Origin of the sequence: Moorena producens 3L, from assembly GCF_000211815.1 — a bacterium.
Taxonomy (GTDB): Bacteria; Cyanobacteriota; Cyanobacteriia; order Cyanobacteriales; family Coleofasciculaceae; genus Moorena; species Moorena producens.
In genome coordinates this window covers 14899-33765 of the sequence record NZ_GL890956.1, presented here as the reverse complement: position 1 = coordinate 33765, position 18867 = coordinate 14899, and the positions used below count along the sequence as shown (strand labels likewise).

General features: G+C 42.8%; 18 protein-coding genes and 1 pseudogene. 11 read left to right on the top strand and 8 right to left on the bottom strand.

The genetic code is table 11. From position 1 onward, the window contains the following. The first annotated feature begins 27 nt into the window (after positions 1-27). Positions 28-921 (top strand): SPFH domain-containing protein, encoded by an 894-nt coding sequence (locus tag LYNGBM3L_RS24895; protein WP_008188085.1) that lies wholly within the window; start codon positions 28-30, stop codon positions 919-921. Between the two features lie 53 nt (positions 922-974). Here LYNGBM3L_RS24895 and LYNGBM3L_RS46085 read toward each other — a convergent pair whose 3' ends face one another. Then, positions 975-1295, bottom strand: coding sequence for a hypothetical protein (locus LYNGBM3L_RS46085; protein ID WP_008188084.1), 321 nt, complete (start codon positions 1293-1295; stop codon positions 975-977). Positions 1296-1309: 14 nt separating this feature from the next. On the opposite strand from LYNGBM3L_RS46085, the gene LYNGBM3L_RS24885 reads away from it, so the two are divergent. Continuing rightward, positions 1310-2062: an FkbM family methyltransferase gene (locus LYNGBM3L_RS24885; protein WP_008188083.1), complete on the top strand. Its 753-nt coding sequence runs from the start codon at positions 1310-1312 to the stop codon at positions 2060-2062. Between the two features lie 286 nt (positions 2063-2348). Here the strand turns inward: LYNGBM3L_RS24885 and chlG are convergent, their stop codons facing one another. The 3 genes from chlG to petP are packed head-to-tail and all read right to left on the bottom strand — an operon-like array spanning position 2349 to position 4667. Further along, positions 2349-3320, bottom strand: coding sequence for a chlorophyll synthase ChlG (gene chlG / locus LYNGBM3L_RS24880; RefSeq protein ID WP_008188082.1), 972 nt, complete (start codon positions 3318-3320; stop codon positions 2349-2351). A 9-nt stretch (positions 3321-3329) separates the two neighbouring features. Next, positions 3330-4430: a Get3/ArsA fold putative tail anchor-mediating ATPase NosAFP gene (locus LYNGBM3L_RS24875; protein ID WP_008188081.1), complete on the bottom strand. Its 1101-nt coding sequence runs from the start codon at positions 4428-4430 to the stop codon at positions 3330-3332. 42 nt (positions 4431-4472) lie between these two features. Further along, positions 4473-4667 carry a cytochrome b6f subunit PetP gene (gene petP, locus LYNGBM3L_RS50590; protein ID WP_044494701.1) on the bottom strand — a complete coding sequence of 65 codons (195 nt, stop codon included), beginning with the start codon at positions 4665-4667 and terminating at the stop codon, positions 4473-4475. Between the two features lie 137 nt (positions 4668-4804). On the opposite strand from petP, the gene LYNGBM3L_RS48945 reads away from it, so the two are divergent. From LYNGBM3L_RS48945 to LYNGBM3L_RS24860, 3 genes are read left to right on the top strand one after another with little or no spacing between them, the layout of a single operon-like run. Continuing rightward, on the top strand, positions 4805-4933 hold the full coding sequence (locus tag LYNGBM3L_RS48945; RefSeq protein WP_267872088.1) for a hypothetical protein: 129 nt from the start codon (positions 4805-4807) through the stop codon (positions 4931-4933). Positions 4934-4967: 34 nt separating this feature from the next. Further along, positions 4968-5663, top strand: a complete 696-nt coding sequence (locus LYNGBM3L_RS24865) for a class I SAM-dependent methyltransferase (protein WP_008188079.1) — start codon at positions 4968-4970, stop codon at positions 5661-5663. Positions 5664-5683: 20 nt separating this feature from the next. Next, positions 5684-6733, top strand: a complete 1050-nt coding sequence (locus LYNGBM3L_RS24860; RefSeq protein WP_008188078.1) for an FkbM family methyltransferase — start codon at positions 5684-5686, stop codon at positions 6731-6733. Here the strand turns inward: LYNGBM3L_RS24860 and LYNGBM3L_RS44275 are convergent. Beyond that, entirely contained in the window at positions 6691-6849 is a 159-nt protein-coding gene (locus tag LYNGBM3L_RS44275; RefSeq protein ID WP_154659910.1) for a hypothetical protein, read from the bottom strand. The two genes, LYNGBM3L_RS24860 and LYNGBM3L_RS44275, sit on opposite strands and share 43 nt — an antisense overlap. Before the next feature lie 80 nt (positions 6850-6929). On the opposite strand from LYNGBM3L_RS44275, the pseudogene LYNGBM3L_RS38860 reads away from it, so the two are divergent. From LYNGBM3L_RS38860 to LYNGBM3L_RS24825, 6 genes and pseudogenes are all read left to right on the top strand, one after another. Further along, positions 6930-8133: pseudogene (locus tag LYNGBM3L_RS38860) on the top strand (IS630 family transposase). A 225-nt stretch (positions 8134-8358) separates the two neighbouring features. After that, a complete protein-coding gene (locus LYNGBM3L_RS24845; RefSeq protein WP_008188075.1) occupies positions 8359-8907 on the top strand; it encodes a hypothetical protein in 549 nt (182 codons plus the stop codon). Positions 8908-9173: 266 nt separating this feature from the next. After that, complete coding sequence (locus LYNGBM3L_RS24835) at positions 9174-10292, top strand: glycosyltransferase family 4 protein (protein ID WP_008188073.1); 1119 nt, start codon at positions 9174-9176, stop codon at positions 10290-10292. 162 nt (positions 10293-10454) lie between these two features. Then, positions 10455-11354 carry a hypothetical protein gene (locus LYNGBM3L_RS24830; RefSeq protein ID WP_008188072.1) on the top strand — a complete coding sequence of 300 codons (900 nt, stop codon included), beginning with the start codon at positions 10455-10457 and terminating at the stop codon, positions 11352-11354. A gap of 49 nt (positions 11355-11403) precedes the next feature. Next, the gene (locus tag LYNGBM3L_RS37060; RefSeq protein ID WP_081431921.1) at positions 11404-11658 is read left to right on the top strand and encodes a glycosyltransferase; all 255 of its coding nucleotides are present in this window, start codon (positions 11404-11406) and stop codon (positions 11656-11658) included. Positions 11659-11899: 241 nt separating this feature from the next. Beyond that, complete coding sequence (locus LYNGBM3L_RS24825) at positions 11900-12667, top strand: hypothetical protein (RefSeq protein WP_008188070.1); 768 nt, start codon at positions 11900-11902, stop codon at positions 12665-12667. A gap of 260 nt (positions 12668-12927) precedes the next feature. On the opposite strand, the gene LYNGBM3L_RS47830 is transcribed toward LYNGBM3L_RS24825, so the two are convergent. The 3 genes from LYNGBM3L_RS47830 to LYNGBM3L_RS24810 all read right to left on the bottom strand — a co-directional run bounded on the left by LYNGBM3L_RS47830 (position 12928) and on the right by LYNGBM3L_RS24810 (position 18797). Then, positions 12928-14004, bottom strand: a complete 1077-nt coding sequence (locus LYNGBM3L_RS47830; protein ID WP_008188069.1) for a class I SAM-dependent methyltransferase — start codon at positions 14002-14004, stop codon at positions 12928-12930. A gap of 41 nt (positions 14005-14045) precedes the next feature. Beyond that, positions 14046-15290, bottom strand: coding sequence for a class I SAM-dependent methyltransferase (locus LYNGBM3L_RS24815; RefSeq protein ID WP_008188068.1), 1245 nt, complete (start codon positions 15288-15290; stop codon positions 14046-14048). A gap of 177 nt (positions 15291-15467) precedes the next feature. Further along, the gene (locus tag LYNGBM3L_RS24810) at positions 15468-18797 is read right to left on the bottom strand and encodes a glycosyltransferase (RefSeq protein ID WP_008188067.1); all 3330 of its coding nucleotides are present in this window, start codon (positions 18795-18797) and stop codon (positions 15468-15470) included. Positions 18798-18867 lie beyond the last annotated feature (70 nt).

The window sequence follows — 18867 nt, the reverse complement described above, 5'->3', positions numbered from 1 at the left end:
AGAGCAATACAGGAACGATACATAACAATGGAACGTATTCAGGAAATTCCTACCTTTAAAGTTAATGGTTTTGCTGCTCTGGTAGGGATTATTGCGATCGCTAGTTTTGGTGTGTGGTTAGGTAAAGGTCTAGTCGGGTTTTCCAATATCAACGACTTATTGATCTATACCAACAACTTATTTGGTATTGGTCTAGTGATTGTAGCCTTGGTTGCCGTAAAAGGCTTTTTGACTGTGCAGCCTAACCAAGCCCGAGTGCTAGTGTTTTTAGGTAACTACGTTGGCAGTGTCCGTACCTCTGGTTTTTGGTGGGTTAACCCTTTTGCCTCCAAGCAATTGGTTTCTCTACGAGTGCGTAATTTCAATAGTGATAAGCTGAAGGTAAATGACGCGAAAGGCAACCCCATTGAGATTGCTGCGGTAGTTGTCTGGCGAGTTGTAGACTCAGCCAAAGCCACCTTTGACGTAAATTCCTATGTAGATTTTGTGGCCATCCAAAGTGAGACCGCTATCCGTGGTTTAGCCAGTCGTTATCCCTACGATACTAATCAAGAAAACCTAGCGTCACTCAGAGGCAGCCCCGAAGAGATTGCAGCAGCTCTTAAGGAAGAATTACAGGCTCGCTTAGAGGTGTCAGGTGTCGAGGTGATTGATAGTCGTATTTCCTATTTAGCCTACGCTCCAGAAATTGCCCAAGTCATGCTACGGCGTCAGCAAGCACAAGCAATTATAGCAGCTCGTCAAGAAATTATCGAAGGTGCCTTAAGCATGGTGGAAATGTCCATCAAGCGGCTGAACGATAACCAAATTATTCAGCTAGACGAGGAAACAAAAGCAGCAATGATTAACAATTTGCTAGTGGTTTTGACTGCTGAGCAAAATATACAACCTGTGGTCAACACTGGTAGTATTAAACTGTAAGCAGTCAGCATTCAGCATTCAGCATTCAGCATTCAGCAGTCAGCATTCAGCATTCAGCATTCAGCATTCAGCTTAAGCGCACGCGATGAAGCGTTCGCAAAGCGTGGCCCAAAGGCCTCAGCTTCCGCGCTTATGCGATCGCTTTTAGCGGGACTCTCGGCAGAGCCGACGCTACGCGAACAGCTTTTGAATAAAATAAGCTGACCACTGACCGCTGACCACTGACCACTGACCACTGACCACTGACCACTGACCGCTGACCGCTGACCGCTGACCACTGAGCGCTGACCGCTGACCACTAAAGGTAAAGCTGTTACTTGACCATAACTTTCGGGAATTCTATCAATAGAAACTCTAATAGTTTTCAGCTTCATCAGGTCATCAAACTATGGATTTGGAACAGATTTCCGGAAAAAGCATCTTTGGTCAGGTTTTACGTTTTCCCTTAAAGCTAATTCCTCCTGAGATGACAATGCCGATCTGGCTAGGTAAGCTCGCCGGTAAAAAATGGATAGTTGGTGCTGGCAGAAACGGCTGTTGGTTAGGAACTTATGAGTATCAGAACCAACGGGTGCTTGAGAAAACTCTGAAATTAGGAAACACTGTATTTGATATTGGAGCTCACGCTGGTTTCTTTACACTATTGACTTCGGTGCTAGTCGGTGAGAAGGGAAAAGTTTTTTCCTTTGAGCCCCTACCCCAAAACCTTGGTTACTTAAGAAAACATCTGTCTATCAACAGCATTACCAATGCAACAGTTATGGCAGCAGCGGTTTCAGAGCGCTCTGGTATGGCATCCTTTAGAGAAACCTCTGGCAGTTATCAGGGGGGTATTTCTTCTCAAGGAACACTTCAAGTCAAGATGGTCAGTTTAGATGAACTGATCGCCAGTGGTGAAATTCCTGTGCCGGACTGCATCAAAATTGATGTGGAGGGGCATGAGAAGTTTGTTCTACTTGGTGCCAAATCTCTGTTGGAAAGTGCTCATCCTACCATTTTCTTGTCTATCCATGGACGACCTGTCTATCAGCAATGTTGTCAGTTGTTAGAATCTTTGGGCTACAAAATTCAAGTATTAGACAAACCCCATGGTGGAGAGCTTCCAAAAAACCTTGATTTGATTGCTTCTTACCCGGATTGATCGATTCACTGTAAGTAGTAATATCATGCTCGGTTGAACACTTATAAATAGTAGGTAATAGGGCACAGGGAACAGGGAACATGGAACAGGGAATTAGGAGGGAGATTGCCTACCAGAAGGAAGCTAAGTTTTTTCATAACTGATTAGCTGAACATCATATAAGCCTTCAGATCGAGTCCGGTTTAACCCTATATATAGCCTTTATCATAGCTATTAGTTAGGTACACAGGATTTTTTCCCTATTCCCTATTCCCTATTCCCTGTTCCCTATTCCCTGTTCTCTATTTTAAATAGCACTATGACCCAAAGCCAAACCAGCAACTAGCATCCCTAGTACCAAAAACGGTTGCGCACTAGCCTGGTATTTGACATCATTTTTCAGGGGGTCACGGAGAAAGTACATATCCTGGAAGGTGATTTGGGGGATGATTAATAGGATCAGGATAGCAGCGTAGAGGTTCTGATGAATGCTGATTAAATAACCAGCAATCCCTGCTTGAAATAGATCAATCATCACCACACAAATCCAAGCTGCTGTGGTAACACCAAACATGACCGGTAGGGATTTTAAGCCCAATTCGCGATCGCCTTCCACACTCTTGAAATCATTAACTACTGCAATACCTAACCCTGCCAGGGAGTAGAACAGGGTCAGAATCATAATAGTCAGGTTAAGATGACCAAATAAGCCATGACCTGCCCACCAGGGAAGGGCGATATAGCTGGCACCGAGAGCATAGTTTCCCAGCCAACCATTTTTTTTCAGTTTCAGGGGTGGGGCAGAATAGATATAGGCTAGAAAGGCACCACCTAGGGTAAGACAGGTGAGTGTGGGAAATTCATGACCAGCCCAAACATCGAGTCCGTAGCTAAGAGCGATACCTGCTAGGAGTAGCACCACAATCTGGGTGATCACCTGGGGGATAGAGATGGCTCCCGATGGGATAGGACGGTATGGTTCATTAATGGCGTCGATTTCGCGGTCATAGAAATCATTCAAGGTTTGGGTATACCCTGCCATCAACGGACCAGAAAGCAACATACAGGCGGCGGCCATCAGAAGGTCTTCGAGTGTCCAAGTATAGCCACCGGAGGAAGCAGCACCACACACTACCCCCCACATCAGGGGTATCCAGGTAATTGGCTTCATCAACTGCAGGCGAATCTTCCATAGGTTGCTTTCACCAGGAGCTGCGCCTTTCATACCCAGTAGCTGACGGGTTTTGGCACTTTGTTCAGTTAGATTTTCTTCAGCCATAGCTACTACCTAGAATGAAATTATCAAATAGCCATCTTGAAACTTAGCCCCTTTCACGGATTGACCACTAAGTTGTGGGGGAAGCAGGATATTATGCCGTTGATCCCCGGCTTCAACGGTGACTTCTGGACCGTATTGGGTCAGTTTCACCTGCTTTTTGTTAAAACCTGGTAAGAATAAACGAACGTTGCGACCAGGAATGTCGATAGTCATGGGTCTGGGTGCCTGGGATGCCTGTTTAAAATCTGGCAGGGCATCGATCAGGGATTGCCAATCTTCCCCTGGTGGGGAAGTGGGAAGAGCATTAACGACTAGAGGGGCAAATTCCGATTCTATTGCTGGGGTTACCGGGGTTTGGTTGACCAGCACACCACCGACAGTAACACCCACTTGTTGGGCACTACCCCACAGATACTTGGCTGTGGCCATGGCTAGGGGGTCATCGGTAGTGACCAGATAGGATGCGACCCGATTGGGATTTGCGATCGCATTTTTTCCATCCTCCAACATATTGTTGGCCTTATTACTTGATTCACCAGCCAAGTCGTCACTCGTCCATGACACATTTAGGATGGCGCTAGTGACTGGTTGGATAAAGGGGGAAAGGGCTTTGCCCAGGTCAGAATCTGCCATGACTTGGCGAAATCTACGACTATACCAACTGATAATTTCTGGCATTCCCAACATTCTCAGGGTAGCTTGAGAGCAGGTGCCATCGTAGATGATCGCGTCATACTGACCGCTTTGGTAGTACTCCCGAAGGGCGTTGAGGGCTAAAGCATGATCCATCCCCGGTAAGATGCCCAGTTCTTGACCATAGACATTTTTTAGGGTAGGCGATCGCAAATATTGCTCCTCTAGCTTTTTAACATCTTCCCAGCTGCGTTCCAGTAGTACTGTAGTCATTAGCTGTACTACCCGGAGGTTAGGACTTATTTCCACCGGGTCAGACGTTGGGGATAGCCCCAGTAGCAGTCCAAAGCTAGGACTTGGGTCTTGTCCTACCAGTAGCACTCGTTGACCGAGGCTCGACAGCTGCTTAGCGGCAGCAATTGCCACAGTAGTGCGACCTGTGCCGCCTTTACCCAGAAATGTTAGAATCCGTGCCATAGTGCAAGTCTTTTGCCTCGGTGCGATCGCGGTTACTAAAATCTAGTCTACGACTTTCAATTCATCCTCAAAGAACCAGGTAGAGGAGTTGTCCTCAAATTTCACCGTTGCGCCAACTCCACTGCCATCGGTCATTTTATAATCTGTGATCGTGCCTACTTTTCCCAGTTTATTTGCGATGTCGTTGCCTACCCGGTCTCTTAGACGAAACACTTTTACTTTTTGCCCGATTTTCATTGCTACTAGATCATACGATAAACCACCCCTCAGTTTACCGGAATGTGTCGCGATCGCATCAGGGAAAACTGCCATAAGTTCCACTGTTGCTCCTGGGACTGATCTCAAATCCGGTTGAATACCCATAATCTAGGGAAGTGTCGGAAGTGTGGGAGGTGTGGGAGGTGTGGGAGGTGTGGGGAGGGTGCCTCTGCTCCCTACTCCCTACTCCCTGCTCCCTACTCCCTGCTCCCTACTCCCTACTCCCTACTCCGTTTGCTATTTAAGTTGTTTATCAAGAATTTTATCCAAATTATAACCATGTTATTTGATGAACCTTTCTATATTGCGATTAATCAAGCCCGCTGGGCTGTAGCAGAAAACGTTCTCAATCAGCTTAGACTCCATCAGGGATTAAGTTTTACCAGTTGCCTTGACGTGGGATGTGGTCCCGGTTGGTTTTCTGAAAAGCTGGTGAATTGGGGAGTAAATGTAATTGGTTTAGAGGGGAGACAAGAACTTGTTGAAGAGGCAAGTAAACGGGTACCTGAAGCTAAGTTTTATCAGGTTGATGTTGAATCTACCCAACAAATGTCTCAATTTTCGGCAGCAGACTTAGTGTTTTGCTTTGGCTTGCTCTATCATACAGAAAATCCCTTCAAAGTCATTCGTAATTTGCAGTTATTAACCAAAAAAGTGTTATTTATTGAAAGTATGAATGTTCCTTTAAATGAACCAGTTACCTATATAGTTGAAGAAGGCAAAAATGAAACCCAGGGCTTAACCTACCATGCCATGATTCCTAGCCGAAGTTGCTTGCTGAAAATGCTCCAAGTTTCAGGATTTCCATATCTATACGACTATCAGGGTTATGTAGACCATGAAGATTTCTGGGAAACGGAGACCAAGCACCAAAGACGCCGAATATTTTTAGCATCTACAGTTGAGTTACAAGTCAGTGATTTAGTTCCCTCACCTGAGATTGTCACGCCAAAGTATAATTTTGCTAAACAATAACTAGACGAGTTGACGAATTAATGGATAGTCAGGAAGAGCATTTACCTAGCCATGAGTCCATAAATCAGTTGGATAAGATGGAGATTTATCTTCAGGTATTCCATCATTTTCTGCCTCAGGCGATGGATTTTCCCAACTTGGCGGTACCCTACACCTTGTTTTTGCGATCGCTTCGAGAGAAACTCCATCCAGTAGGGGTTCGGGATATCCAAGCAGTGAATTTGCCATCAGGCTTGACATTCCACGTTGATGTTGGGGATCGACTGGGCTGTGACTTTTACTATGGTCATTACCAAGAATACTTTGATGCCCAACTCTTTTTAGGTCTGCTGGATGCCAATTCCATTGTGCTAGATGTAGGAGCAAACTTTGGTTACTACGCCGTATCATCAGCTACCAAATTAACTTCTAGGGGTTGTGTTCATGCCTTTGAACCTAACCCAGATGCCTACCAGCTTTTACAACAAAATGTAGAAGTTAACCACTTACAACAGTTAGTTTCTTGCCATGACCTATGCGTCGGTGATCAAGATGGAGAAACAGACTTTTATATTACCCAGGAATCCGCATTTAGTGGTATGGATGATACTAAACGGTCTGTCTTGCGTGAAAAGATATCAATTCCAGTCCGTAATCTAGACTCCATACTTTCGGAGTTGGGATTATCCCAAATAGATGCTATCAAAATTGATGTAGAAGGATACGAATTTGCCGTATTAAATGGTGCCATAGAAACCATTCAGCGCTCACCAAATCTAGTGATCATGATGGAAGTGAGTGCAAAGAATCTAAATGAGCACAGACGTGAAGCATTGATGTCCTCTCTGGTGAATCTTTACAATCAAAACCTCCGGGGCTGGATCGTAGATTCTAACCCAAGAGTACTAAAATCTATACCAACTCCAGAAGCAGCACTAACGTTAGGGAGTGCTACAAGCGCTAATTTATTCCTAATGGTTTCTGGATCAGAGCGTGAACATCAATTGAGTAAAGTCTATCATAATTTACAAACAAAGGAAGATAGTAATCAACTCAAAGAACCTGATATAGCGTTTGTATCTGGGTTGTGAACATAGTCCCAAAGGGCAAGAGGCAAAAGGCAAGAGGCAATAGGCAATAGGCAATAGGCAATAGGCAATAGGCAATAGGCAATAGGCAATAGGCAATAGGTAAAAGGTGGGTGCATCTCATATTTGAAAATTTTGTGTAGTGGACTGGCACAGCTAAAATAGTGGAATAGAAGGATGATTATTTGAGGTCAAAAAAATGGGAAGAGGTCGTAGAGATAAAGTGCTGCTGACAATCGAACAAAGACGAAGACTAGAAAACATCAGTCGCAATGGCTATGCTCCTGCCAAGAAAATCCTGCACTAAGCGGGTTCTTCTGATGTGTGACGAAGGAGAACAAGCGATAGATAAATGGACAGATGAAGGGATAGCCCTTGCTTTAAATCTACATCGAAATACCGTAGGGCGTATCAGAAAAAGATATCTGACCCAAGGAGAAGAACCAGCACTCAATAGAAAGTTAAGAAAGAAACCACCAACTCCACCAAAAATAGATGGCGCGACAGAAGCCCAAATCATTGCCATGTGTTGTTCAGACCCTCCAGAAGGAAGAGCAGATTGGACGATTAGACTACTGACATCGGAACTGAAAAAGCGAAGAGTAGTCACAGAAATCTCTCGTGAAACGGTACGTCGCACTTTAAAAAAAACCAGCTACGTCCTTGGAAAGTAAAACGTTTCTGTATTCCTGAACGAGATTTGGCCAGATTTGTCGCCCAGATGGAAGTAATTTTAGACCTTTACTGTTCATCCCATTGTCGAGATCAGCCATTGATTTGTATGGATGAAGCATCAGTCCAACTCCTAGATCATCTCTATAAACCGATTAAAATGCAACCGTCGTCTTGACCAGAAAGAAGATTATCACTATACTCGTGAAGGGACACAAGCCCTGTTTATGTTTTTTGACCCTAATGCTGGATGGCGGCGAGTTAGCAATCGAGACCATGGCCTATTGGCCACGCTACGCGAACGGTCTCGTGTAGACTGGGCGGAAGAAATTCGCCAATTACTGGATGTTGACTATCCCCATGCTCTTAAAGTCAAGTTAGTCTGCGATAATCTCAATACTCATAATATTGCTTCTCTTTATGAAGCTTTCCCGGCTGATGAAGCTCATCGTCTTGCCAGACGACTAGAAATTTATCATACTCCTCGTAATGGCAGTTGGTTGAATGTCGCAGAGATTGAACTAAGCATTTTAACCAAACAATGTTTAGCCCGCAGGATTTCTAGTCCTGAAAAATTGGAAAAGAAGTTAAAAGCTTGGGAACAAGAGCGAAACAAAACAGCCAGTCAAGTAATTTGGCATTTTTCAACCCCGGATGCCAGAGTCAAACTTAAACATCTTTATCCAGTGTTTGAAGAGGAAGAGATGGCAGATTCTAATGCACCAAATTAGCTGTGTCAGTCCAGTAGGGTGCGTTAGGGGGGGTTCTCATTTTCAGCCTCTAACGCCAGGGTTGGCACAGCCCGCCCCGTAACGCACCACCGGGTCAAACAGCTTTTAGGAGATGCACCCCAAAAGGTTACTGTGCTCTATCTTTTTTATTTGATTTCGGAGATGATCATTAGTAAACTGGAAATATATTATATACCATAATTATGAGGTACATTCAATAAAATTATGCTAAATCAATGGAATTGGGAAAAAACAACTACTGCAATAGGGTTGATTATTTCCGCTGTTGGTATTGTCGTCGCTATTGTTACACCAGAAATTAGATGCTTGATTCCAATCATCAACCAAAATTGTCCAAAAGGGCATTGCAAATCGTTATTCAAGAATAATCAAAGAATTGAAGCAAAATATAATCGGACAGACCTTAAACATCTAGAGTTTGGAGAAGTCGAAAATCTAGAGATAATAGAAAGAGATAACGATACATTGGTAACAGGTATAGTGTATCTTCTTGACCATCCATATCCTGGAAACAAGAACCTAGAACAAATATCAGTAACAAGTGGTAAATATACTCATAAGTTTCCCAACCCTGTAAGATTTCAAATCAACTATAATAAAAACGATACATGGGATTTAGATTGGTATGATGTTTCAGGCACAAAATTAGTGGGTAAGGGGCAATGTCAAAATGCTAAAATAGCAACAGGAAGGCTGAGATACCCCGACGGGCATCATACTTACAATATAATTTTTGAACCTATTCAACAATAAAACTTTGGAAATTATAAAACCTGTCCTTGATTTACGGGTGCATCAACAGAAGGATTAGTATATATACCCGGTGGTGCGTTACGGGACGGGCTGTGCCAACCCTGGCGTTAGAGCTGAAAATAAAGGCGAGCCCGTCCCTAACACACCCTACGCAACTCTTGCCTTTCCCTATTGCTAGCATGCCTATTGCTAGCATGCCTATTGCTAGCATGCCTATTGCCTCTTGCCTTCCCCTAAGGTAGTCTGTTAAGAAGTTAAAAGTCACCATGGATATTCTCTACGACCATCAAATGTTTGCCATCCAGAAATTTGGTGGTATATCCCGAATTTTTATTGAGTTAATGCGAGAGTTATCGCCAAACTCTGACTGCTCAATTCATTGGCATCGTGGCATCAAGAGCGATGGATATGATATTTCAGAGTATCGCGATCAACTCACGGGATATGGGGTGATACCAAAATTGCCCTTTACGAGGATTAATTCCATTAATGACACTATTAATAAACTATCCTTTCAATGGTTTGTCCATAGATTTGGTAGACAATATGATATCTATCATCCTACCTACTATGATGCTGACTTAGTGGAGATTGTTAAACCTAAGAAACTTGTGATCACGATCCATGATATGATTCCAGAGAAATTTTTATCAGGACAAGCTAAGTTTCAGCCATTAATTAAAAATAAGCAACAGCTAGTTGAACAAGCCGATTTAATTTTTGTAGCTTCCGAAAATACCCAAAATGATTTAGTAGAATTATTGGGAGTTAATCCGAAAAAAACTCAAGTAACCTATTGGGCAAGTCGAATTCAAGACGCTAACGAATGTGAATTACCAAAGGATTTCCGTAGTCAGCCTTACTTCCTGTATGTGGGAACTCGTTCAAAATATAAAAATTTTGAAATAGTCCTCAAAGCGTTTGCTGCTAGTCCTAAATTACGGGATAATTTCAAATTAGTCTGTTTTGGGGGTTCCTGTGATTTTTTGGAATCCGAATTAAGGGTTATGGAAGACCATAATATGCGGCAAAATTTCATCTATCTTAGGGGTGATGATGCCCTACTTAAAACCCTATATCGTAATGCCCAAGCCCTAATTTACACCAGCCGCTATGAGGGATTTGGTTTACCGCCCCTAGAGGCAATGGAATGCCAATGTCCAGTTATCTGCTGCTTAACCTCTTCCTTACCTGAGGTAGTAGGAGATGCAGCTAGTTTATTTGAGCCAGATTCTGTGGATGGACTAGTTAACGCTATGGAAATAGTTGTAGAAGACTCAGAACACCGAGCATCTATGATTGAGAAAGGACGGCAACGTGCTAAGCTTTTCACGTGGCAAAAGACCGCTCAACGGACTTTGGATGGTTATCGTTCAATTAGGTGATGAATCCTGGACACAGCTATAAGTTTGTCAGCAGTATCAGTTGCTAATCAAACCCCGAAGACGGTAGTATTTGGATTGGTGTGAGGTAGATTTAATATATATACCCGTTATCACTGATAAGTAGTGACCAAAAATTTTGTTGGGTTTTAAGGTAATACAGTCATGAATAAACAGGATTCAGTTATCGAACAAATTGAACAAGACCGAAAGATTCGAGCAGGGGATGATCCACGAAGGTTAGAGCATTTTGGGTTTAAGGTACACTCTCAATCGGATGAAGACGGCATTATAGAAGAAATCTTTCATAGAATTGGGATAAAATCCAGGGTTTTTGTGGAGTTTGGAGCCGAAACAGGACGAGAAAACAATAGTCATTATCTTTTAGAAAAGGGATGGACAGGATTGTGGATAGAATCCTTGCCAGACTATGCAAAAACTATTCGAGCCAATTATCAAGATGCCATCGGTGAAGGTCGCTTAAAATTTATCGAAGCGGCAGTTAACGCCGAAAATATTAATGATTTAATTGAAAGTGCTGGTCTTACTGGAGAGATTGATTTTCTTTCAGTGGATATTGATAGTAATGACTATTACGTTTATGAGGCTATTTCGGTTATACAACCTAGAGTTGTTTGTTTAGAGCATAATCATTCCTATCCACCACCTCAAGAATGGATCATGCCCTATGATCCTAATTATCGCTGGGATTATAATTCTACTGCTTATGGAGCTTCTCTTGTAGCTTTAGAGAAGTTAGCTCGCCGTAAGGGGATGGTGTTAGTAGGTTGTGGATTATATTCTGCCAATGGATTTTATGTGCGTGAAGATTTAGTCAATGATGCCTTTTATCCTCCCTTTACTCCTGAGCGTTTTTTTAACCCTTTAGACTATCAAAAAATAGTTAGTTTTCCTCCTAGATATGCAGGGGCGACAAGTTTCCTAGAAAGTCTACTGGATAAGGTAAGCAACTCTCATCCCTTTAAGATAATCCGGAGACTCGGGGGGGGTGTAAGGATAAAAATAAAGCAATTATTAAAGCAAATACTGGAAAAAGATAATTGAATCCAAGAACTTTTGAGCATGTAATCCCATAGAAAAACTAAAACTCTGACTGCTCAATTTATTACTCAAAACCCTATATCGTAACGCCCAAGCCCTAATTTATACCAGCCGCTATGAGGGATTTGGTTTGCCCACCGTAGAGCCAATGGAATGCCAATGTCCAGTTATCTGCCGCTTAACCTCTTCCTTGCCTGAAGTGGTAGGAGATGCAGCGAGTTTATTTGAGCCAGATTCTGTGGATGGACTAGTTAACACTATGGAAATAGTTGTAGAAGACTCAGAACACCGGGCATCTATAGATTGAGAAAGGACGGCAACGTGCTAAGCTTTTCACATGGCAAAAGACCGCTCAACTGACTTTGGATGGTTATCGTTCAATTAGGTGATGAATCCTGGACACCGCTATAAGTTTGTCAGCAGTATCAGTTGCTACTCAAACCCCGAAGACGGTAGTATTTAGATTGATGTTAGGTAGATTTAATCTATAATACACCCACTGATAACTAGTGACCAAACATTTGGTTGGGTTTTAAGGTAATACAGTCATGAGTAAACACGATTCAGTTATAGAACAAATTAAACAAGACCGCAAGATTCTAGCAGGGGATGATCCACGAAGGTTAGAGCATTTTGGATTTAAGATATATTCTCAATCGGATGAAGACGGCATTATAGAAGAAATCTTTAATAGAATTGGGATAAAATCCTGGATTTTTGTGGAGTTTGGAGCAGAAACAGGAGAAGAAAACAATAGTCGTTATCTTTTAGAAAAGGGATGGACAGGATTGTGGCTAGAATCCTATCCAGACTATGCACAAGCTATTCCAGCCAATCATCAAGATGCCATCGCTGAAGGTCGCTTAAAATTTATCGAAGCGGTAGTTAACGCCGAAAATATTAATGATTTAATTGAAAGGGGTGGTATTACTGGAGAAATTGATTTTCTTTCAGTGGATATTGATAGTAATGACTATTACGTTTATGAGGCTATTTCGGTTATACAACCTAGAGTTGTTTGTTTAGAGCATAATCCTGCCTATCCACCACCTCAAGAATGGATCATGCCCTATGACCCTAATTATCGCTGGGATGGTAATTCTACGGCTTATGGAGCTTCTCTTGTAGCTTTAGAGAAGCTAGCTCGCAGTAAGGGGATGGTGTTAGTAGGTTGCGGATTATATTCTGCCAATGGATTTTATGTGCGTGAAGATTTAGTCAATGATGCCTTTTCTCCTCCCTTTAGTCCTGAGCGTTTTTTTAACCCTTTAGACTATCAAAAAATTGTTAGTTTTCCTCGTCAACAGATTCAGTAGACCGAAAACTTGACCCTGGTCTGTTAGCAGGATTTGAGAACCTTCTTACTTTGGCAGTTTTGACAGTTCATTGGCTTATAACCTTTGCACTGTCAATAGTTTCACCAGGTTCGGTTTTTTCCTAAGGTTGATCCTTGAAAATTTATTTGGCGTTGCTGAACTCAAGGATGAGTTATTGAAAGCATTAGCCTGTTGCCTCTTAAATCCCCTGCCCCCGACGGGGGTGAAAGTTATACCATCATTAAGCAACGCCGAAAATTTTATTGATTATCTGTTGGGAGGCCAACAAACCCTTTAAATTTAAACCAGAGCGTTCGCAATTTCCAAAATTTACTTGTCTTCATGGCCGCAACTTCTAGTTTGGTGTGGTGTAATTCGTATTGAGTTTGTTGCAGTTCTGTACTTTTACTCTCTTGAAGTTGTTGGGATTGAATTAGTTCTACTTGGGTGTTTTGTAATTGCTCTTGAATTTCTTGTAATTGCTCTTGAGTTTGTTGGAGTTTAGTTTGAACTAGCTCTACTTGGGCGTTTTGTAATTGCCCTTGAGTTTGTTGTAATTGCTCTTGAGTGTCTTGTAATTGCTCTTGAGTTTGTTTTAGCTTAGTTTGAGATTGTTCTAATTCTATGCTTCCGCTCTCTTGAAGCTGTTGTGATTGAACTAGCAATGTCCGCAATTCATTTAGTTCTTGTAACTCCTCCGAGAGTTGTTGAGTAGTTTTCACTCGACCACAGGCAAGGGTCGTTGAGTACTCGTGGTCTGTAAGACGAAATTTTACAATATCATGCCATAGATAGTCGCATCCAGGCCAAGTTTCAATAATATCATGAAAAGCCATCCATCCCCCAACTTTCATCAGGGGTAATAATAATCCAAAATCCGTCAGCACATCTAAGTATTCATGAGAACCATCGATAAACACAAAGTCAATCGTCTTTTCTCCAGTTAGTTCACCCCAACGCTTCAGAATTTCTGAAGAATATCCCTGAAAATATCTGATATAGGGAGTCAGTTGGTAATTGTCAAGGTTTTCTTTCCAGACCTCAAAGACACTCTTTTCAGGTAGGTCGTGACATTGCCCTATCCATGGATCAATACAGTAGATCTTTCGATTAGTCCCCACACAGGCAAAAGCCATAGCTGCCGTAGACCTTCCTTTATAAGACCCAACTTCAACAATAAGAGCATCCTCAGGAAGAGACTTAACTTTATTGAATAAGAACTCTTCTTGACCAGGAACTAAGAAACCATCAATGGTTTCAACAGCTTCTTTCACCGTCTCATAACTGTTAAATGGTTCCTTAGCACTGATAACTTGCTCGAGCACCCTATCAACCATGATTAAACTCCTGTTTTAGCTGACGTTAATTATTGAAAAGTTTATTCATTATCTGTTGGGATACCAACAAACCTTTTGAATTTGAACCACAGCGTTCGCAATTTCCAAAACTTACTCGTCTTCATAGCTGCAATTTCTACATTAATTACCTTCAAATTAGCCTCAGTTTCGTTCAGTTGGTTCTGAATCTGCTGTAATTGATTTTTCTGAAAATGCTGAATTTTTTCCTGTGACTTTGCCAATTGTGACTGAGGATGTTGAAGGTCGTTTGTGACAGTTGCACTCACCGGGGACAAAGAAGTTATCTCTTGAGCCTTTTGCTCAATAATATTCATAAGTTCAGCACGACTATTCTCGCTCTTTTGATACTGAACTTGGATATTTTGATGCTGAACTTGGAGTTGATTAAAGTCAGATGATTTGTCCAGTAATGCCTGAACCATTCGCCCAGATGGACTCTTGAGAAGAGAGTCACTAATTTGCTCATCAGTATAGGGAACCAAAGGCTGCCGACTAGCTACGAAAAACATGTCATATTTGAACAACTGTTGTTCAAATTGCATAAACTCAAAACCAAGGTTCTTAAAGAATTTCGAAGCCCCTCGCCGACTCAAAAGATGGATATGCTCAATAGATTTCATTTGATCTAAAAAATGATCCTTTTGAGCAACCATCTCTGAATAGGTTTTACCCTCTTCATAATTTGGCATCTGGACAATGAAAATACCATCTTCCTTGAGAAGAGATGCCCCATAGCTCATGGTAGCCACTGGATCAGGTAGATGCTCCATGACATCGTAGAGTACGATGGCATCAAAAGATTCAGGTTCTAGCTGCTGATCCTCAATAGGTCCTAAGAAAATGGGCATATTGAATGTCTGTTGGGCAAATTCCACCACCCAAGGGCTAAGCTCCAGACCCATAGCCTCAAAACCTGCCCAGCCCATCATGGCCACAAAACCACCATGAGCACAACCTAACTCAAGCACTTTGCCTGGCGGTAGTTTATAAGTCATCAGTGTCCGCAGCCAGTAGAGGCATCGCTCTGGTAAGTCTTGACGGGCTCGTTGACGAATATCAGGAAAACCATAATGCTCGGTCTGATAAGACAACCAGTACTCTTTACCGTAGAAGTCATGGTTATCATCCTTTATACGGAGCTGCTCAGTCATCAAACCAGTTTTTGACACTAGAGTGCCACATTCAGAGCACGCCAAGTAATCAGGGGAAAATTCAGTTAGCTCAGTATTTCCACACCAACAGATATCTCTTAAGGTTTGTGTCATGTTGTTGTTACACCCAGGTGTTGATAAATTAGCTCGAACTTAAGTCTGGTCACCAGTCCAGGTTGAAAACCCTTGTTTTAATTCAGTCCCTGGAGGTGGACGAAAGTTTGTCTAACCGCCACCTCAGCCTCCTCTGGGCTAAAGGGACTAAGCATAATTGGAAAACTGGGCAGTTACCTACAACAGGTTAATGGTCTGTAGTACCGTCAAACCTATCAACCCTAATCCCCCACTACCCATGACAATTCTGACCCGCCGGAGAACCTGAGGCTTCATATAGCCAAGATAGCCCACCATCCCTAACATTAGTGCAATGGACAACAAACTACCGCCAAGAGCAAAGAATAGATTTCCTTGGACAGGAGAAACTAATGAGATTAGTTGTACTAGAGTCCTGTCAGCATAGATGGCGGTAGATAGCAGTAGTAAGTTAATCCCTAAAATTAGACTAACTAGTGGAACTAATAGGGGTTTTAGTCGAAACCAGCCTACCCGCAGTTTCCAGAATTTACTGGACTCCATTGCCGCTAGAGTTGACCCCGCTTCTTGAAGTTCCCGCTGTTTTTGTTGAAGTTGAGCCTCTGCGTACCTCAATTGCTGTTCGAGAGCCCCTGACTGAACCTGAGTTGACTGAACTTGAATTGGGGATGGACTTGGGGGTAGCTGTTGTTGGATTTGAGCCTGTAACTTCCTGAATTCTTCCCAAAGGGGGGAACCTATACCAGTACCATCATTTTTGATCGTCTTGGCAGTTTCGATTAGAACCTCTGCCACGGTATCGGCCATCTTTGACCAGGAAAATTTCTTTGCCTGTTCAAAACCATCAGCAATCAACTGGTTACGAACCTCTGGGTTTTGAACTTTGTACAGCGCATCAATCAGCTCGTAAAGATTAGATTGATCCACATACAATGCTGCTTCCCCAGCCACTTCAGGAAGAGAGGAGTGACGACAGGTAATGACAGGGCAACCACAGGCCATTGCTTCGGTAACTGGTAATCCGAAGCCTTCGTACAGAGAGGGGACAATCAGAGCGATCGCACCAGAATACGCTACTTTCAATTCTTCATCACTCAGGGGCAGAACCATCCTTGTTATCCCTTCTGCCAAGGCAGCTAGCTCAGGTTCTAACTCAGGTCTACCACCTACACAAACCACCCCAAACTCTTGCTTATCCACCAGCTTAGATAATGCTCTGAATAGAAAGATAGCGTTTTTATAGCCATTAACACCAGTCCTTTCCCCTACTAAGAGTATGTAGGGTTTGGTCAGGTTAAATTTAGTCTTAAACTCATCGATATCATCATCGCTTGCCGGGGAAAAAACCTTTTTGACCCCATTGTTAGCTACCGTTACCTTTGACCGGGAAATATGGGGGAAAAACTTAATCAGATCTCGAGCCGTATTGTCGGATACCGTAATATAATGTGAGGCGTGTAAGATACCGTAATGCTTTTCTTTCCAACCTGCTTCGTTAAGATTGGCACCGATCACCTCTGGAATCATGTCATGAGCCATAAATACAGAAGGAGTAGATAGGGGTGCGGTATAGTAGCTGGAAATGAATAGATCAGCCCCTTTTTCATCACAGATTTCCTGCAACAAGTCAGCATCTGCTCCCGTTTTGTTGTAATCGTAAGCTCGAATGGGGCGATAGCGAATTCCAGGAATCCTCGGAGCTGTTCCAGCCCGGTCTAAAACAATCACATGGTCAGCAAAGCCATTAGTTCCCCATTCCTCCAGTAAAGACTTCCAAACTTGGGCAATCCCAGAGTTAGGAAAAAATTGGAAAAACACCCCATCAACCACAATTTGGGGGAATGGTCTTTCAATCTTCATAGTTTCTTGCTGAAATTCTTCGAGTTGCAAAAACTGCCATTTTTCGCTGTCAGGGTCCTTCTGAGCAATCGGCACTATACCACAGATATCCGCCGGTTCAACCAGGGTTTCATCCTTAACCCAGGATAAAAATTGACGCAGAAAAACCGGAAATTCAGACTGCTGCTGTAGTACCTGCCACTCAGCCAGAGCATTCGGGTAGCCGTAGTAGCTCTCCTTAAATCGCAATTGTTTCGGTGTTACATAAGTAAAATGTTGAAAGACCAGTCCCTCTGCTTCGGTTTCTCGATGTAGGAATGGATTGATGGTTGCTACATCTTGCCCATGATTAGTTGACTGATTAGTTGACGACGGTTGGACTAGCCTTGGGGGTTCGTGGGCTGCCCAGATAGCTCCCGGTCGAAACCTCCAGAGGCGCAACCATTCCTGTTTGGGGTTTTGTGTATAGCAATTGCGACTGCTGATAATTAAATTTTCTCCGACGAAACACCAACACCAGAAGAAAGCAGCCGTCTTGTCAGGTTGCTCGATGAACATCTGTTGGGCTTTACAAATTTGCTCAGTTGTCCACAACTCATCCACATCTACCTGCCACAACAAACACTCTTGTTGGATATTCTCAAGGGGAGCATTCACCATTTCTCGCTTGCCCTCCCAGAAAACCCCATCCGGTTTGCGATAGACGGTGATCTGGTCAGGGTAGCGTTCCATCAGTTGGTCGAGATACTCTGTGGTGCCATCAATACTACGACCGTTGTGGTGAATTTCATCACTGACATGCCCACCCGTCGCTAAACTCCAGGCCGTATCATGCTTCAATTGCGCTACACCTTCAATAATGTGCCAATGCCATGGGAATGGCAGTTTACTGAAGACGTCAATATGATAGCGAATGAAGGGTTCACCATTGAGAACAATGGTAAAAAAATGGATGGGAAGAGGGGTTGAGACTTGACCTGACTTCCCAACAGAGTGCTGACTACCCGCTTTAGCAAAAATGGAGTAACCATTGCGCACAGACGCATTTTGCTCAATCAGTTTATAGTTTTTATCTCTTAATAACCGATGGTGATTAGTATAATTTTTATAGGTACAAATATCATCAAGTAGGATGTATTTGGCTCCGTAAACCTGATCTAATTCTACCTCACCTGTGAACTCGGAGCCATCGATTAAGACCAGATCAAAATCTTCGATTTGGTTTTCTTGCTTAATCGTTTCAATCCCATCTCCAGAGGTTCCCATTTCCCTAACATAATCGATATCTTGACGAAGCCAACCCAAGACTTGTTCAACAGGGTAGTTATTTAGAGGGCTGCGATGGGCATGATAAAATTCCCTAACCTCATCTTCCCTAGGAAACTGCTCTAGGGAAATTGATGATATATTGTAGCACTTGACAAAAGAATCCTCCCGATAGCGTTCCCTTAACTCAGTAAAACGAGGTTTTGAAACCTCCATACAGAATAACACTGGATTAGAATGGTTTTCCCTGAGCCCCTTAACAAAGGCTTCGGTGCTTCCCGCACCGGATGAAGACCCGATTTCTAGAACCGTCTTGATATCTTCTTCCCGAGCTATTCTCTGAATCGCTCTATAAAAATCGTCGTCTTTAATCTCAGGAGGAATCACATAATCTAGTTCGGATTCTGACCTATTACTTGGCATATTACACAGCCCCTCACACACACCTTAAAAAAAACTTGGCAATAACTTTGGCAAGAGATAACCTTTAACC

Coding starts and splice junctions, on each gene's coding strand:
- LYNGBM3L_RS24895 (WP_008188085.1), top strand. CDS start 28: ATGGAACGTATTCAGGAAATTCCTACCTTTAAAGTTAATGGTTTTGCT.
- LYNGBM3L_RS46085 (WP_008188084.1), bottom strand. CDS start 1,295: ATGAAGCTGAAAACTATTAGAGTTTCTATTGATAGAATTCCCGAAAGT.
- LYNGBM3L_RS24885 (WP_008188083.1), top strand. CDS start 1,310: ATGGATTTGGAACAGATTTCCGGAAAAAGCATCTTTGGTCAGGTTTTA.
- chlG (WP_008188082.1), bottom strand. CDS start 3,320: ATGGCTGAAGAAAATCTAACTGAACAAAGTGCCAAAACCCGTCAGCTA.
- LYNGBM3L_RS24875 (WP_008188081.1), bottom strand. CDS start 4,430: ATGGCACGGATTCTAACATTTCTGGGTAAAGGCGGCACAGGTCGCACT.
- petP (WP_044494701.1), bottom strand. CDS start 4,667: ATGAAAATCGGGCAAAAAGTAAAAGTGTTTCGTCTAAGAGACCGGGTA.
- LYNGBM3L_RS24865 (WP_008188079.1), top strand. CDS start 4,968: ATGTTATTTGATGAACCTTTCTATATTGCGATTAATCAAGCCCGCTGG.
- LYNGBM3L_RS24860 (WP_008188078.1), top strand. CDS start 5,684: ATGGATAGTCAGGAAGAGCATTTACCTAGCCATGAGTCCATAAATCAG.
- LYNGBM3L_RS44275 (WP_154659910.1), bottom strand. CDS start 6,849: ATGCACCCACCTTTTACCTATTGCCTATTGCCTATTGCCTATTGCCTA.
- LYNGBM3L_RS24845 (WP_008188075.1), top strand. CDS start 8,359: ATGCTAAATCAATGGAATTGGGAAAAAACAACTACTGCAATAGGGTTG.
- LYNGBM3L_RS24835 (WP_008188073.1), top strand. CDS start 9,174: ATGGATATTCTCTACGACCATCAAATGTTTGCCATCCAGAAATTTGGT.
- LYNGBM3L_RS24830 (WP_008188072.1), top strand. CDS start 10,455: ATGAATAAACAGGATTCAGTTATCGAACAAATTGAACAAGACCGAAAG.
- LYNGBM3L_RS24825 (WP_008188070.1), top strand. CDS start 11,900: ATGAGTAAACACGATTCAGTTATAGAACAAATTAAACAAGACCGCAAG.
- LYNGBM3L_RS47830 (WP_008188069.1), bottom strand. CDS start 14,004: ATGGTTGATAGGGTGCTCGAGCAAGTTATCAGTGCTAAGGAACCATTT.
- LYNGBM3L_RS24815 (WP_008188068.1), bottom strand. CDS start 15,290: ATGACACAAACCTTAAGAGATATCTGTTGGTGTGGAAATACTGAGCTA.
- LYNGBM3L_RS24810 (WP_008188067.1), bottom strand. CDS start 18,797: ATGCCAAGTAATAGGTCAGAATCCGAACTAGATTATGTGATTCCTCCT.